Source organism: Streptomyces sp. TG1A-8 (assembly GCF_030499535.1).
Taxonomy (GTDB): domain Bacteria; phylum Actinomycetota; class Actinomycetes; order Streptomycetales; family Streptomycetaceae; genus Streptomyces.
In genome coordinates this window covers 266,391-280,351 of record NZ_JASTLB010000004.1, presented here as the reverse complement: position 1 = coordinate 280,351, position 13,961 = coordinate 266,391, and the positions used below count along the sequence as shown (strand labels likewise).

The following is a 13,961-nucleotide window of genomic DNA, read 5'->3' as shown; positions in this document are numbered from 1 at the left end:
TGACTGACCGGGTGAGATGATCTTCTGGTTGGTCATGCCGGGAGGGGTCGTCCGTGGACAGCGCGCCGTCGTCGTACGCAGACGACCAGGAGCAGACCGAGGGTGTCGGTCACGATGTGCCGTTTGCGGCCCGGCACCTTCTTCCCGCCGTCGTAGCCGCGTGAGGCGGCCGGCACCGTCGCGGCGGCACGCACCGACTGCGCGTCGATGATTCCCGCCGTGGGCTCGGCCTCACGGCCTTCGCGCTCACGGACCTTCCCGCGCAGCCGGTCGTGGAACTCTGTGATCAGCCCGTGCTCGCGCCAGCGGCGGAAGAAGGCGTAAACCCGGCCCCAGCCGGGGAAGTCCGCGGGCATCGCCCGCCAGGAGATCCCGCCCGCGACCAGGTAACGGATCGCGTCCAGCAGCTGCCGGTGACAGTAGCCCTCGGGCCGTCCACCCCGCCCCTGGAGCCAGGCCGGCACCGGCAGCAACGGCCCGATGGCCGCCCACTCCGCGTCCGTCATGTCCGACGGATACCGGCGAACCCGGTCCGGATGATCGGCCGCGTTGCCGTACACGTGCGCGAGGCAATCGCACGACACGGCGGACGAGTTGAAGTCAACGGGCTCGGGCGCGTACAACAACGACAACAGGGCCTCCGGGAACCGCTCGGAATGGGACCGCACCCCCGAGCTACCAGGAGGCCCTGCCTTCACGCGCATACGGCCGGAAGATCACCCGACCAGGAACTCCGTTCGACCCACACGTTCCAAGATCGGTTGAGATACGGCTTCTCATTGGACTTGAAATCTTCCGATGTGATGTCCTGCCTGGCCAGGACCAGACGGGTCCAGGCCTTACGCCACGGTGGCCAACCACCGAGGTTCCCACGCGAGCCCGCGGTGAGACGGAGCAGCACCGTGTGCGGACCCGTGCCGGTGCAATATGTCCTCGAAGTCGTCATCGGTCCGGTGCCCGCTCGCGGCGTACGCCAGGAGGGCCTTCTCCACGAGAGAGCCGTCGCCGGGATGCCGGTCCAGGTACTCGCTCAGTGCCTGCGTCAGGACGCCGGCCGGTTCGCGCACGGTCACCTCGCCCGGGGCGCCGACTCGTCCCAGCTGAGCCGAGTGGGAACTTCGCGAATATCACAACGTGCTGACCGAGGAAGTTCCCCTCTGAGGAGTCGTACGTCCCCAAGCTGCTTTCTTCAGCCGGTGGTACTCGGAGCCGGTCAGTCGATCGGGCGGGCGGCGCCGGTGAGCACGGCAGGCAGACCGATCAACATAAGAGGCATCTTATCGGCAGGTGTCTACCGCAACACCCGGAAAGGCCACGACAGCACCTCATTCTCAGAACTCGCTCGGTGCCAACGGGCCGGCAGTGTGATCCCGATCGCCCGCCTACTCGGCGTAGGACGGCAGTTCGCGCATCCGGCGCAGCGGCGAGAGGAAAACGGGCAGGAAGGTGAGTGACTGGCCGACCGCCCCGGCCAGCAGCGTGGCGCGGACGCCGATCGTGGAGCCGAGCAGGCCGCCCAGCAGCGCACCGAAGGGCATCGTGCCCCAGACCAGGAACCGCATCGTCGCATTCATCCGACCGAGAAGCCCGGGCGGGCACAGCGCCTGCCGGAAGCTGAGCTGGTTGATGTTGTAGACCACGATGCCCATCCACATGGCGATCTGTGCGACCGCGAGCAGCCCCACCGTCCAGTCGCGCTGTACGAACGGTGTGACCAGCGCGCACGGTCCGGCGACCGCGATCGCAATCCAGATGGCCGGGCCCTGGCCAACCTTCGCCGCGAACCGTCCGGCCACCAGGGCACCGATCAGGCCACCCACCGCCGCGGTCGAGGTGAGCAGGCCGATGACGCCCGGAGAGAGCCGCAGTTCGCGGACGAGCAGCACGTAGAAGACAGCAGAGATCACCGAACCGAAGAGGTTGGCCGTGCTGGTGCACATGGCGACGGCGCGGAGTATCCGGTTACCGAGCACGAACCGCAGACCGTCGCGGATCTCCCGCAGCAGGTTGGGGTCGGAGCTGCGCTCGGGGCGCGGCGGCCGAACCTCGACCCGCGTCACGCACGCGGCCGACCACAGGAAGCTCACCGCGTCGACGAGTACCGCATAGGGCGCGGTGAGCGCCTGGATCAGCGCGCCGCCGAGGCTCGGACCCGCGATCTGACTGAGTGACTCGCTGGCCTGGAGCTTCGCGTTGCCCTCTACCAGCAGCTCTCGGTCGATCAGCTGGGGCAGGTAGGACTGGTAGGCGACGTCGAAGAAGACCGTGCTGACCCCGCAGGCGAGCGCGATCACGTACAACTGCTCGATCGTTAGCACCCCTAGGAGCTGAGCCACCGGGACCCAGGCCAGCAGGGCAGCCCTAACCAGGTCGTTGACGATCAGCACCCAGCGGAAGCGCATCCGCTCAACCCACGCGCCGGCCGGCAAGCCCACTGCCACGAACGCCGCGGTCTCGCACGCCGTCAGAACCCCGACCTGCCAGGTACTGGCGTGCAGCACCAGGATGGCAACGAGAGGAAGCGCCAACTGGCTGACCATTGTCCCGAACTGGCTGACCGTCTCACCGACCCACAGTCGACGGAAGTCAGCATGCCGCCACAGTCCGCCGCGGGGGGCGGGGCGGCCGGGCGAGGGCTCGGTGACAATCATGGGGAACTACCGTGGAAGAGTGATTGGGTTTTGTCAATCATTTATCCTGCCCTGTCCGTCAGTAGGCTACTGACCATGACCGAACGTCGGCCGGCAACCGACGCGGAGGCGAAGGCACTCGCCTCCGCGCTCCGCCTGCGCATCCTGCGCATTTGCCTCGGCGAGGCGCACACCAACAAGGAGATCGCGACGATCCTTGGCTGTGCTCCTGCCAGCGTGCTGCACCACATCAGGACGCTCGTACGCACCGGTTTTCTGGAGGCCCAGGAGGAGCGACGTGGTGCGCGTGGCGCACGGGAAATTCCCTATCTGGCGACGCGAAAGTCCTGGCAACTTGATGCGCCCGCGCAGGACCGGTCAATGCTCGACGCGTTCCTGGAGGAGCTGGCGTTGGCGCCCGCGGCCGAGGTCGACAGCATCCGGCTCGGGCTGCGCCTGCCGTCGGCGGAGATGGAGGAGTTCCGGATCCGGCTCCGCGCCCTGATCGACGAGTTCGCCGCCCGCCCGGACGACCCGACCGCGCCCGCCTGGTCGCTCTTCATGGTGGTGCACCCCGACCCGAACCGGCCCTGACGATCGAATCCGGCTCCCGCCGGGCACGAATCGGTCAGCCCCGCACACTCGAACGAGCGCGAAGTTCTCCCACCCGACGACGTCACTGACATGGCCCAGGTCGGGGGCCGAGACTTCGAACACCGCTGCGACGGAGGCCAGCGCAGGTCCCCCACCGGCTCAACCTCTCAGTCGGCTGGTGCCGGCGATCCGCTCGTCGAGGGCCTGCGCAAAAAACGGTCCAGGTCTCGGCGTACTTACGGACCAGGTGGACGACCATCTCTCCGGAGTGTGCCGGGACGGCCAAGCTCAGATGGTGCCACTCCTGCTCGGCCATCGCGTTCTGCTGCAGCAGGCGCAGCAGTTGGCGGCCGGCCTCCTTTTGTCGCAGGGCAGGGTCGCGCAGCAGTCGGTTGAGGAGTACGGCCGGATCTTCGACGACACGGGGCGCGGGACGCGGCCCGTTCCAGGGGACGTGTCCCGATAGGGGCCTTCGCGACAGGCACCGTCACAGTCTTGACCGCCCCGGCCCGGCGACGGCCACCAGCACCCAAGGCGGTCAGGAGAAGGCGACCTTGCCCAGCATTACGCGATCCGCTGCCCCGTGTCACATCCCGGCCGACGCCGCTGAGGAGGTCCTGCTCGGCGTGGACACCCACAAGGACGTTCACGCCGCGGCTGTCATCACCATGCCCGGTGCCACCCTGGACGGCCGGAGCTTCCCGGCGACCGCGCGGGGATACCGTCAACTCCTCGCTTGGGCCCCCTCGTTCGGAGTGGTGCGACGTGCCGGCGTCGAGTGCACCGGCTCCCACGGGGCGGCCTTGACCCGCCACCTGCACGCCGAGGGGATCGAGGTCACGGAGGTCAACCAGCCGGACAAGGCCGCCCGCCGACGCCACGGCAAGACCGACGCCGTCGACGCCGAAGCCGCCGCCCACGCCGTGCTGTCCGGGCACACCACTGCCACGGCCAGGACGAGCGAGGGCCCGGTGGAGATGCTGCGGCTGTTCAAACTCGCCAAGGGATCCGTGAACCGCCCCGGGTTCGGTAGAGATCTCAGATTGTGGGTGTGACCTGTGGTTTCGTGAGTTCCGTGTAGTAGTTGGTCTCGTACTCAACGGGTGGGACGTGGCCTATCTCACCGTGCAGGCGTCGGTGGCGGTAGCAGTCGACCCACTCGGCGGTGGCCAGCTCGACCTGGGAGAGTGTCTTCCAGGGTCGCTGTGGCTTGATCAACTCGGTTTTGAACAGGCCGATCGTGTTCTCCATCAGGGCGTTGTCGTAGGCGTCGCCGACGGAGCCGATCGAGGCCGCGATGCCGGCCGCGTCGAGGTGTTCGGCCAGCTTGAAACTGGTGTATTGGCTGCCCGCATCGCTGTGGTGTATCAACTCGCCCCGAATGTGGGGGCGTTCATCGCGGTCGCGCTGCCACAGCGCCATCTCCAGAGCGTCCAGGACGAGCTGGGTCTCCTTCGACGTCGCGGCGGACCAGCCGACGATACGGCGGGAGAAGGTGTCCACGACGAAGGCGACGTAGACCACCCCGGCCCAGGTCGCCACGTGCGTGAAATCCGCGACCCAGCAGCGGTTCGGTGCCGTGGCGACGAAGTCGCGGTCCACCCGGTCCGGTGCCCGCCCGGCTTGCTGGTCCGGGACCGTAGTGATGACCTTCTTGCCGCGGACGGCGCCGGCGATGCCCAGCTCGCGCATCAGCCGCTCCACGGTGCAGCGGGCCACCTCATGACCCTGCCGGTTCAGTTCCCGCCAGATCTTCCGTGCCCCGTAGACACGGTAGTTGTCGGTGTAGACCTGCCGGATCAGCTCCTTGAGTTCCGTGTCCCGCACGGTACGAGCGGACGGGGCGGCCAGTCGTTTCTTGTAGGCGTAGTAGGTGGAAAGGGCGATCTTGCAGTCGTGCTCGGTGAGCGTCCTGCAGATCGGCTCGACCCCGCCGAAGCGGTCCCGGTGCTCGCCGATGAACGCTACGAGCGCAGGTGTGGCCGGTCGAGCTCGGCCGCGAAGAAACTCGCCGCCGCCTTCAGGATCTCGTTCGCCCGCTTCAGCTCGGCGATCTCCTTCTTCAGCGCCTTGAGCTGGACCGATTCCTCCGTCGTCGTCCCCGGCCGTGTCCCCGCGTCGATCTCCTGCTGCTTCAGCCAGTTCCGCAGTGTCTCGCGGGAGCCGATGCCGAGCTTGTCGGTGACCGCCTGCAGGGCGGCCGTCTCGTTCGGGTAGTCGTCGCGCACCTCGGCGACCATGCGCACCGCACGACGGCGGAGCTCAAGCGGGTAACGGGAAGGTCGTGCCATGACTCGATCCTTTCATGAAATCGAGTCTCTATTCGAACCGGGGCGGTTCACCGCGATCAAGTCCCGCACCCAGGCCATCAACCAGCTCAAAAGCGTCCTGGTCTGCGCCGACTCCGCCCTGCGTGAGGCCCTGGCCGGCCTGACCAACCCGCACCTGATCAAACGGTGAACCGCACTGGAAGCTCTGGACGCGACCGGGCCTGCCACAGCTGCCCGGCACACCCTGCGTCTGCTGGCCCGCCGAATCCAGCACCCGACCGAAGAGATCGACAACCTGAACCAGCGGATAACCGAGGCCGTCAAGGCGAGTTCGTCCGGTCTGCCCGACGTACGCGGCGTCGGCCCGGACAGCGCCGCAGCCCTGCTCATCGCCGCAGGTGACAACCCTGAACGCCTCACCAGCGAGACATCCTTCGCTGCCTTGTGCGACACCAGCCCGGTCGAAGCGTCCTCCGGCAAGACCCAGCGCCGCAGACTCAACCGCGGCGGCGACCGCCAGGCCAACGCCGCCCTCTACCGGATCGTCCTCAGCCGCCTGCGCTGGGGCGACCGCACCCGGAACTAACTGCAGCGACGCCTTGTGGAAGGCAAGACACGCCGAGAAGTCATCCGCTGCCCCGAGCGCTACATCGCACGGCAGATCTACCGGCTCATCACCACTCCGAACCCTCCAACCAGCCGCGCACGTGCCGCAACCACTACTCGACATCCATAGGGACATCAACGCCGGCCGAGAACAACTTCCTCTCCTTGGCAGCGACTGAAGCGACTCACGCCCGCGTATGACCAGGCTGTCTTCTAACGTTGGCCAAGGGTGGTGCTTCAGTCGCTTGGGTAGCTTCAGTCGCTGTGTAGAGCTGGATGCAGCGACTAAGGGTCAGCGACTGTCAGTCTCCACAGTCGCTCCTGCAAGATGGGGAAAAACTGCAGGTCAAAGCCTTTTTCGTTTAGGAGCAGCGACTGAAGCGACTGAAGTTGCCCATATATCAAGACGTTCAGGTGTGCACGTGTGCGTCATATATAGGAAGCTTCAGTCGCTTCAGTCGCTGTCAGGAGAGTGGGAACACCTCTGAGCTGGTCTTTTTTGCTGCAAGGTGGGTAGCGACCCAGCACAGCTGGGTCGCTACCCACCCGGTCCAGTCGCTGGAAGCCCGGCTCCCCGAACGCATCATCGATACAGTGGCGGGGTTCTTGCGCATGTGCTCCATGACCTCACCGGTCACGTTCGCTAGTCTGTGTCCGTCGTTGAGTCGCTTCGGTCGCTGACAGGGGGTATAGATGCCATCTGAGCTGGGCTTTTCTCGCAGCGACTCACGCCGAACGGCTGTTGATACTTCAGTCGCTACCCTGCCGATGGCCGCCGCCTCCTGGTTCGCCCGCCAGGGCTGGCCCGTCCACCCGCTAGCCCCGGGGCGTAAGACACCCGCCGCCAACTGCAACGACTGCCGAACGCAAGTACACCCACCTACCCAATGCCCCTGCCTCCCCGCAGGCCGCTGGTGTCACGGCTTCCACGCTGCCACCCTCGATCAGGACCGGATCCAGCAGTGGTGGGGCACGCACCCGCATTTCGGCATCGGTGTCTCCTGCGGTCCCGCGCGCCTGATCGTTATCGACATCGATGCCCATCCTGCCCAACCGCCTGCCCGTAACCGGATCCTGCCCGGCATCCCCATCGCCGACCACGTCGACCTCACCGGCCTGGCCAACGGCTTCCACACCTTGGCCGTCCTGGCCGCACTGCGAGGCCAGCCCAGCCCTGCTGACGACGCCACCACCTTGCGTGTACGAACCCCCTCCGGGGGCTTGCACGTCTGGTACCGGGCGGCTGACAACCGCCGCTGGCAGTCCTCCGTTGGCTCCAGCCCCGGTCGCGCCCTGGCCTGGCAGGTCGACATCCGCGCCCACGGCAGCTACATCGTTGCCCCCGGCACTACCACCAGCCATGGCACCTACACTGCCATCGGGGACGCCCGCGAACCGGCCCCGCTGCCCCCCTGGCTCGCCCAGGAACTTGAGCGCACAGGCCACCTTCCTGCACCCATGACTCCAGTCTCCAAGCCTGTTCCACCCCGAGCACAGCAAGCCGTCCTCGCCGCCGGCGGCTCCAGCCGTAGCGAACATGTTCTCTCCACCGTGCTCGCTCTCGTCAAAGCCTGTGGTCAGGTCCCCGAAGGCGCCGGCTTTTCCGACACCCTTAACCGGGCCGCCTACACGCTTGGCGGCCTTATCGCCGCCGGCCGCCTGTCCCGCACCGAGGCCGTACAAGCCCTACAGGAAACCGCGGCCGCCGCCCGTCCCGGACAGGAACGCCGCATCCAGCAGATCATCCACAGTGGCCTCGCCGCCGGACTCAAAAGGCCCCTCCATGCATCCGGGAGGCGCCCATGACTTCGCCCCGACCCGAAGCCCTCTTCGAATTCAACCCCGAAGCCGTCGCCGCCCAGATCCGAGCCCAGACCCCCACTGCCGTACCGCGCCCCGCCCAGACCGAAGCCCACCCGACCCCGCCCGGCGAAGCGACCGCGAACGGGCTGCTGCCCGATACCCTCTCCGACCGCGGCAACGCCAAGCTCTTCGTCAAGCTGTACGCCAACGATTACCGGCACGTCCCCGGTATCGGCTGGTACCGCTGGGACACCACTCGCTGGCAGATCGACGAAGACGACACCGTCCTGTGGGCTGCTGGCGACCTCGCCGAGAACATCGCCACCCACGACCCCCGCGGTGTGTTCACCACCACCGCCCTGCAACAGCACCGCCGCCGCGCCCTGTCCACCACGGGCATCAACGCCCTCCTCACCCAGGCCAAATCCGCCCCAGGGATGGTCCTCAACGCGGCCCTGCTGGACGCCGACCCCTACGCCCTGTGCACTCCCGACGGTGTCGTCGACCTGCGCACGGGCCTCATCAAGATCCCCGACCCGAACAAGGACTTCCACTCCCGCTCCACCACCGTCGGCCCCCAGCTTTTGCCCACCCCGCGCTGGGTACGCTTCCTGACCGACACCTTCGGTGACGACACCGAAGGCCAGGAGATGATCTCCTACCTGCAACTCCTGCTCGGCTACTCCGTCACCGGCGACGTCGGCGGCCAAGTTCTGCCCTTCCTCTTCGGTTCCGGCAAGAACGGCAAATCCGTCCTACTGGACGTCCTGATGAAACTCCTCGGTGACTATGCCGACGCCGCCCCGCCCGGCTTCCTCATGGCCCGCCCCTACGAAGGCCACCCCACCGACCTCGCCGAACTCCACGGCCGCCGCGTCATCGTCTGCTCCGAAGTCAAGCCCGGCGACAAATTCGACGAAGCCCGCGTCAAACTCCTCACCGGCGGCGACCGCATCAAAGCCCGCCGCATGCGCCAGGATTTCTTCAGTTTCGCCCCCACCCACAAACTCTGGCTCCTGGGCAACCACCGCCCCGAAGTCGGCACCGGCGGCTTCGCGTTCTGGCGCCGCATGCGCCTGATCCCCTTCGAACGAGTCGTCCCCGATCACCGCAAAATCGACAATCTCGCCGACATCCTCGTTACCGAAGAAGGCCCCGGCATCCTCGGCTGGCTCATTGACGGCGCCCGCCGCTACCTCGCCGGCGACCGCGACCTCACCGGCCCCGAACGCGTACGCATCGCCACCACCGCCTACGCCGAGACCGAGGACCACACCGGCCGCTTCTACGAGGAATGCTGCACCCTCAGCCCTGACCTACGCGCCGAACAGACCGCGCTCTACGCCGCCTACAAAACCTGGTGCCACAATGAAGGAGCACCCGTCATGTCCTCCCGCGCGTTCGCCTCCCGCACCAGGGAACTCGTGGGACTGGCCTCGCCCAAAGAAATGATCCTGTCCAACCAGCGCAAGCACTACCCGGGCATCGGACTGCTCACCGACGACGAAAGGGACGCCGGCCGATGAGTTCCCTGATCACCGAGGACGAGATCAGCCACGAAACCGACCTGGTCTGGCTCGAAGACATCAACCAGCTCGACTACGTCCGCCAAAGCCTGGACCGGCTACCCACCCGCAAAGGCAAACCCGCCTACCACCGCGACGGCCGCATGATTGGCTACGCCCTCCTCGGCCCCGACGCCAAAGCCTCCCGCGCCTCCGGCACCTTCCGCCGACGCGTCTTTTGGCTGCTACCCCACGACCGCGACAGCCAGCCCAACGGCCTGTACGCCAAAAGCGCGCCCGCCGAAGCCATCGATCCCCGAACCCTCGCCGCACGCGTCAAGGGCTACAAAACCGAACGCTCCGAAGGCGGCCCGCCCTCCACCGCCATGCAGGAACTCGGCATAACTCTCCCCCTGTGACGCTGCCCGCTCACCATCAGCCGAACCGGGCCCCGCACAGCCGTACAGTCCGGGAACCAACGACACCGTCCGCTTATCGGCACAGCTCCCGCACCCGGACTGTAAAAGCCGTTGTGACGTTGTTGGGTGTGTGGCTGCCTGATGGCGTGTGGGGGCGTGGTGGGTTGGGGAGCCGGGCCTGTGGTCAGGCGGTGGCGGCAAGGCCGGCGGTGCCGGTGATCTGGTCCCAGATCGTGAAGCGGGTGCTCGTCTCGGCGCGGTGGGTGGTGGTGGTCATCAGGTGTCGGCGGGGGCGGAAGTGGGGCGGGATGCCGCTGAACGCGGACAGCAACCGCTGGGCTGCGCCCCTGGAGCGGAAAGCCTTTCATCGCGCGTTCGCGCTGCCTGGTGGGCTGGTGGCTGTTGTCCGCCGTGTTGTTCGGGCCCTTGTGGGAGCCGGTGCTCGACGGTAGGGCATGGCCTCGCGGTGGGCCGCTCGGCAGGAGCGGAGCTTGCCGGTGACCAGAACCCGCGGCACCGCACCGGTCTTCTTCAGCGGGCGGCGCGGGAAGCGCCTGGCCGCGGTCTTGTCCCGGCGGTTGTGCACGAGGATGTCCAAGATCGTTCCCGTCCTGGTCGACGGCCCGCCACAGGTACTTCCGCTCCCCGTTGACGCTGATGAAGGCCTCATTCAGATGCCACTTGTCGCCAGGCTGCGGGTGCCGACGGCGCAAGGAGTTCGCGTAGGCCTGGCCGAACTTCAGGCACCAGCGGCGGATGCTTTCACAGGAGGCGATGACACCCCGCTCGAGCATCAGCTCCTCGACCTCGCGGAAGCTGAGCGGGAACCCGAAGTACAGCCACGCGCAATGAGAGATGATCTCCACCGGGTACCGGTGCCCCCTGCACGACGGCAACGCGCTCTCCACGACAAGACCCTCCCGAGCATGATCACCCCATGCGATCAGCCAACGTGACAGCACCCCCGGATGTTCTACTCGGTGCGTGAGTACCGGGGCCGCAAGGGCGAGCCGAAGGGCATCGGCTGGCGCGACCTGCGCGACCTGCTGGTCAGGGCCCACATCCAGCTCGGGGGTCCGATCGTGCTCGTGTGGGACAACCTGCGTATGCACCTGGTCGAACCGCTGCGCGAGTTCATCGCCGACCATGCGGACTGGCTCACCGTTTTCCAACTTCCGAGTTACTCGCCGGACTTGAATCCACAAGAGGGTCTCTGGTCGCTGGTCAAGCGCGATATCGGCAACCTCGCCGCAGCCGACCTCGGCCAGATCACCCGTGCCGTCAAGCGCAGGCTCAAGCAGATCCAGTACCACCCCGAGCTGGTCGATGGCTGTCTGGCTGGCATCGACTTGATCATGGATGGCTGACCAAGGGCGGAGTTCGCTGCTGGCTCATGCATCCCAGTCCTCGTAGTCCCCCATCGCCACGTCGTCGCAGAACGTCTCCCAGAATCCGTTGTGCGCGAGAGTTGCCTCGTCGATGCCGGAGATGAGATCCCGAAGCTCTTCCGCCACCACCTCGTACCTGTCCTCATCGCTGGCCGCATAGAACGGGAAGCGCGCGATCACCGCGGCCACGCATTGGTTGAAGGAGCCGAGATCGCTGTTCACGAGACGGGGAGCCCTCGCTGAATCGATCTTGGGAATCTGCACCACGTGACCAGTGGCAACGTCGACGGCGATGCGTCCGAACAGGCCACTCGTCGCGATGGCGACCAGCCCCCGCTCACCGATCCCCTCAAGGAACACCGTCTCACTCAGCGGCCGGTACTCGTATCCGATCAACCCGGCCGGAATGCCGGTCTCACCGAGATCGACAGCAATCCGGGCGGACACCTCGGGCGGAGCCTCAACATGGATCAAGACGAACTCGGGCTTCGGCAACTGCGGCAGAGGTTGGCTCACGGGGAGATCTTCTCCCCCTGGAGTGCCCAGGCAACACCGTAGGCCCGCGAGACGGGCGGCCCTTTTCGGGCGACCGCTCCCGACATCACCCAATCAAGTTCAATACCAGCTCACGGTCGCCCGCCAGCATCTGCGGGCGGCAGTCCACCTCCTGGACTGGCTCGAAGAACACAATGAACCGCCCCGGGTTCGGTAGAGATCTCAGATTGTGGGTGTGACCTGTGGTTTCGTGAGTTCCGTGTAGTAGTTGGTCTCGTACTCAACGGGTGGGACGTGGCCTATCTCACCGTGCAGGCGTCGGTGGCGGTAGCAGTCGACCCACTCGGCGGTGGCCAGCTCGACCTGGGAGAGTGTCTTCCAGGGTCGCTGTGGCTTGATCAACTCGGTTTTGAACAGGCCGATCGTGTTCTCCATCAGGGCGTTGTCGTAGGCGTCGCCGACGGAGCCGATCGAGGCCGCGATGCCGGCCGCGTCGAGGTGTTCGGCCAGCTTGAAACTGGTGTATTGGCTGCCCGCATCGCTGTGGTGTATCAACTCGCCCCGAATGTGGGGGCGTTCATCGCGGTCGCGCTGCCACAGCGCCATCTCCAGAGCGTCCAGGACGAGCTGGGTCTCCTTCGACGTCGCGGCGGACCAGCCGACGATACGGCGGGAGAAGGTGTCCACGACGAAGGCGACGTAGACCACCCCGGCCCAGGTCGCCACGTGCGTGAAATCCGCGACCCAGCAGCGGTTCGGTGCCGTGGCGACGAAGTCGCGGTCCACCCGGTCCGGTGCCCGCCCGGCTTGCTGGTCCGGGACCGTAGTGATGACCTTCTTGCCGCGGACGGCGCCGGCGATGCCCAGCTCGCGCATCAGCCGCTCCACGGTGCAGCGGGCCACCTCATGACCCTGCCGGTTCAGTTCCCGCCAGATCTTCCGTGCCCCGTAGACACGGTAGTTGTCGGTGTAGACCTGCCGGATCAGCTCCTTGAGTTCCGTGTCCCGCACGGTACGAGCGGACGGGGCGGCCAGTCGTTTCTTGTAGGCGTAGTAGGTGGAAAGGGCGATCTTGCAGTCGTGCTCGGTGAGCGTCCTGCAGATCGGCTCGACCCCGCCGAAGCGGTCCCGGTGCTCGCCGATGAACGCTACGAGCGCAGGTGTGGCCGGTCGAGCTCGGCCGCGAAGAAACTCGCCGCCGCCTTCAGGATCTCGTTCGCCCGCTTCAGCTCGGCGATCTCCTTCTTCAGCGCCTTGAGCTGGACCGATTCCTCCGTCGTCGTCCCCGGCCGTGTCCCCGCGTCGATCTCCTGCTGCTTCAGCCAGTTCCGCAGTGTCTCGCGGGAGCCGATGCCGAGCTTGTCGGTGACCGCCTGCAGGGCGGCCGTCTCGTTCGGGTAGTCGTCGCGCACCTCGGCGACCATGCGCACCGCACGACGGCGGAGCTCAAGCGGGTAACGGGAAGGTCGTGCCATGACTCGATCCTTTCATGAAATCGAGTCTCTATTCGAACCGGGGCGGTTCAACCTCACCCTGGCCACCTGCCGCCAGGCCGACCTTGAACGCTGGATGACCGGCGACGACGCCCGCCACCGCCGGGAGGCAGGCCACTTCGTGCGCTGGGCCCTGGCCCAGAAGATCGCCCGCGATCTCAGCTTCCCGGCCGAGCGATGGAACGGTCCCTCCCAGGCGATGGACGACAAGGCCCGCTGGGACACCGCCCGCCGCCTGCTGCACGACGACGCCCTCAAGTCCGAAGATCGCTTTGCCGGGTTGCTGTTGCTCCTCTATGCCCAGTGGCCCGCGGCGATCTCCCGCCTCACCGTCGACCACATTGAGGAGACGGACGGAGCCGTCCGCATCCGCCTTGGCGCCGTCCCGGTCGAGCTTCCCGCACCCGTCGCTGACCTGGCCCTGCAACAGGTCGCTGTTCGCCGCAGCCATGCTGTCCTCGGTCGGACAGAGTCACCCTGGCTCTTTCCCGGCGGTCAGCCCGGCCGTCCGATCAGTGCCTGGGCCATGGGCGAACGACTCCGCAAACTCGGCATCCGCCTCGCGGAAGCCCGCTCGACCGCGCTGTTCCAGCTCGCCACCGAGCTGCCCGCCGCCGTCCTCGCCCGCACCCTCGGCATCGACATCACCGTCGCCGTCAAATGGCAGCGAGCCGCCGCCGGGGACTGGGGCGCCTACGCGGCCGGGGTCAGCCGCCGCCATCATGACGTCTGAATCCAAAGGCAAGGGAGCAACACAG

15 protein-coding genes and 1 pseudogene are annotated in these 13,961 nt (G+C 66.8%); 10 read left to right on the top strand and 6 right to left on the bottom strand.

Features of this window, described 5'->3' with window-relative positions; translation table 11 throughout:
* Positions 1-32 precede the first annotated feature (32 nt).
* Both QQY24_RS33340 and QQY24_RS33335 read right to left on the bottom strand, forming a co-directional pair.
* A complete protein-coding gene (locus tag QQY24_RS33340) occupies positions 33-506 on the bottom strand; it encodes a transposase (RefSeq protein WP_301976676.1) in 474 nt (157 codons plus the stop codon).
* Positions 507-1,382: 876 nt separating this feature from the next.
* Complete coding sequence (locus tag QQY24_RS33335) at positions 1,383-2,651, bottom strand: MFS transporter (RefSeq protein ID WP_301976675.1); 1,269 nt, start codon at positions 2,649-2,651, stop codon at positions 1,383-1,385.
* A gap of 75 nt (positions 2,652-2,726) precedes the next feature.
* Between QQY24_RS33335 and QQY24_RS33330 the strand changes: the two genes are divergently transcribed.
* The 3 genes from QQY24_RS33330 to QQY24_RS33320 all read left to right on the top strand — a co-directional run bounded on the left by QQY24_RS33330 (position 2,727) and on the right by QQY24_RS33320 (position 4,279).
* The gene (locus tag QQY24_RS33330; protein ID WP_301976674.1) at positions 2,727-3,224 is read left to right on the top strand and encodes a transcriptional regulator; all 498 of its coding nucleotides are present in this window, start codon (positions 2,727-2,729) and stop codon (positions 3,222-3,224) included.
* A gap of 292 nt (positions 3,225-3,516) precedes the next feature.
* The gene (locus tag QQY24_RS33325) at positions 3,517-3,690 is read left to right on the top strand and encodes a hypothetical protein (protein ID WP_301976673.1); all 174 of its coding nucleotides are present in this window, start codon (positions 3,517-3,519) and stop codon (positions 3,688-3,690) included.
* 160 nt (positions 3,691-3,850) lie between these two features.
* Positions 3,851-4,279 (top strand): transposase, encoded by a 429-nt coding sequence (locus QQY24_RS33320; protein ID WP_301976672.1) that lies wholly within the window; start codon positions 3,851-3,853, stop codon positions 4,277-4,279.
* Here QQY24_RS33320 and QQY24_RS33315 read toward each other — a convergent pair.
* Positions 4,263-5,515 (bottom strand): IS3 family transposase gene (locus QQY24_RS33315; protein WP_301976665.1). Its coding sequence is split into 2 segments (ribosomal slippage): positions 4,263-5,233 and positions 5,233-5,515, totalling 1,254 coding nucleotides; the frame shifts between segments, so codons are not numbered across the junction. The two genes, QQY24_RS33320 and QQY24_RS33315, sit on opposite strands and share 17 nt — an antisense overlap.
* Between QQY24_RS33315 and QQY24_RS33310 the strand changes: the two genes are divergently transcribed.
* From QQY24_RS33310 to QQY24_RS33290, 5 genes are all read left to right on the top strand, one after another.
* Positions 5,514-5,684: a hypothetical protein gene (locus tag QQY24_RS33310; protein WP_301976671.1), complete on the top strand. Its 171-nt coding sequence runs from the start codon at positions 5,514-5,516 to the stop codon at positions 5,682-5,684. The two genes, QQY24_RS33315 and QQY24_RS33310, sit on opposite strands and share 2 nt — an antisense overlap.
* A gap of 6 nt (positions 5,685-5,690) precedes the next feature.
* Positions 5,691-6,080, top strand: coding sequence for a transposase (locus tag QQY24_RS34935; protein ID WP_367658078.1), 390 nt, complete (start codon positions 5,691-5,693; stop codon positions 6,078-6,080).
* A 788-nt stretch (positions 6,081-6,868) separates the two neighbouring features.
* Positions 6,869-7,906 (top strand): bifunctional DNA primase/polymerase, encoded by a 1,038-nt coding sequence (locus tag QQY24_RS33300; protein ID WP_301976670.1) that lies wholly within the window; start codon positions 6,869-6,871, stop codon positions 7,904-7,906.
* A complete protein-coding gene (locus QQY24_RS33295; RefSeq protein ID WP_301976669.1) occupies positions 7,903-9,429 on the top strand; it encodes a phage/plasmid primase, P4 family in 1,527 nt (508 codons plus the stop codon). Before QQY24_RS33300 ends, QQY24_RS33295 begins: the two co-directional genes overlap by 4 nt.
* Positions 9,426-9,827, top strand: coding sequence for a DUF6009 family protein (locus QQY24_RS33290; protein ID WP_301976668.1), 402 nt, complete (start codon positions 9,426-9,428; stop codon positions 9,825-9,827). The genes QQY24_RS33295 and QQY24_RS33290 overlap by 4 nt, the downstream gene beginning before the upstream one ends.
* Before the next feature lie 184 nt (positions 9,828-10,011).
* On the opposite strand, the pseudogene QQY24_RS33285 reads toward QQY24_RS33290, so the two are convergent.
* Positions 10,012-10,735, bottom strand: a pseudogene (locus tag QQY24_RS33285) (IS6 family transposase).
* 60 nt (positions 10,736-10,795) lie between these two features.
* Here QQY24_RS33285 and QQY24_RS33280 point away from each other — a divergent pair.
* Positions 10,796-11,194: a transposase gene (locus tag QQY24_RS33280; RefSeq protein WP_301976667.1), complete on the top strand. Its 399-nt coding sequence runs from the start codon at positions 10,796-10,798 to the stop codon at positions 11,192-11,194.
* Between the two features lie 24 nt (positions 11,195-11,218).
* On the opposite strand, the gene QQY24_RS33275 is transcribed toward QQY24_RS33280, so the two are convergent.
* Both QQY24_RS33275 and QQY24_RS33270 read right to left on the bottom strand, forming a co-directional pair.
* Entirely contained in the window at positions 11,219-11,731 is a 513-nt protein-coding gene (locus tag QQY24_RS33275; RefSeq protein ID WP_301976666.1) for an SUKH-4 family immunity protein, read from the bottom strand.
* Between the two features lie 201 nt (positions 11,732-11,932).
* A protein-coding gene (locus QQY24_RS33270) for an IS3 family transposase (protein WP_301976665.1) occupies positions 11,933-13,185 on the bottom strand; the annotation gives its coding sequence in 2 pieces (ribosomal slippage) (positions 11,933-12,903 and positions 12,903-13,185; 1,254 coding nt in all).
* On the opposite strand from QQY24_RS33270, the gene QQY24_RS33265 reads away from it, so the two are divergent.
* The gene (locus tag QQY24_RS33265) at positions 13,184-13,936 is read left to right on the top strand and encodes a hypothetical protein (RefSeq protein WP_301976664.1); all 753 of its coding nucleotides are present in this window, start codon (positions 13,184-13,186) and stop codon (positions 13,934-13,936) included. The two genes, QQY24_RS33270 and QQY24_RS33265, sit on opposite strands and share 2 nt — an antisense overlap.
* The last annotated feature ends 25 nt before the right edge of the window (positions 13,937-13,961 follow it).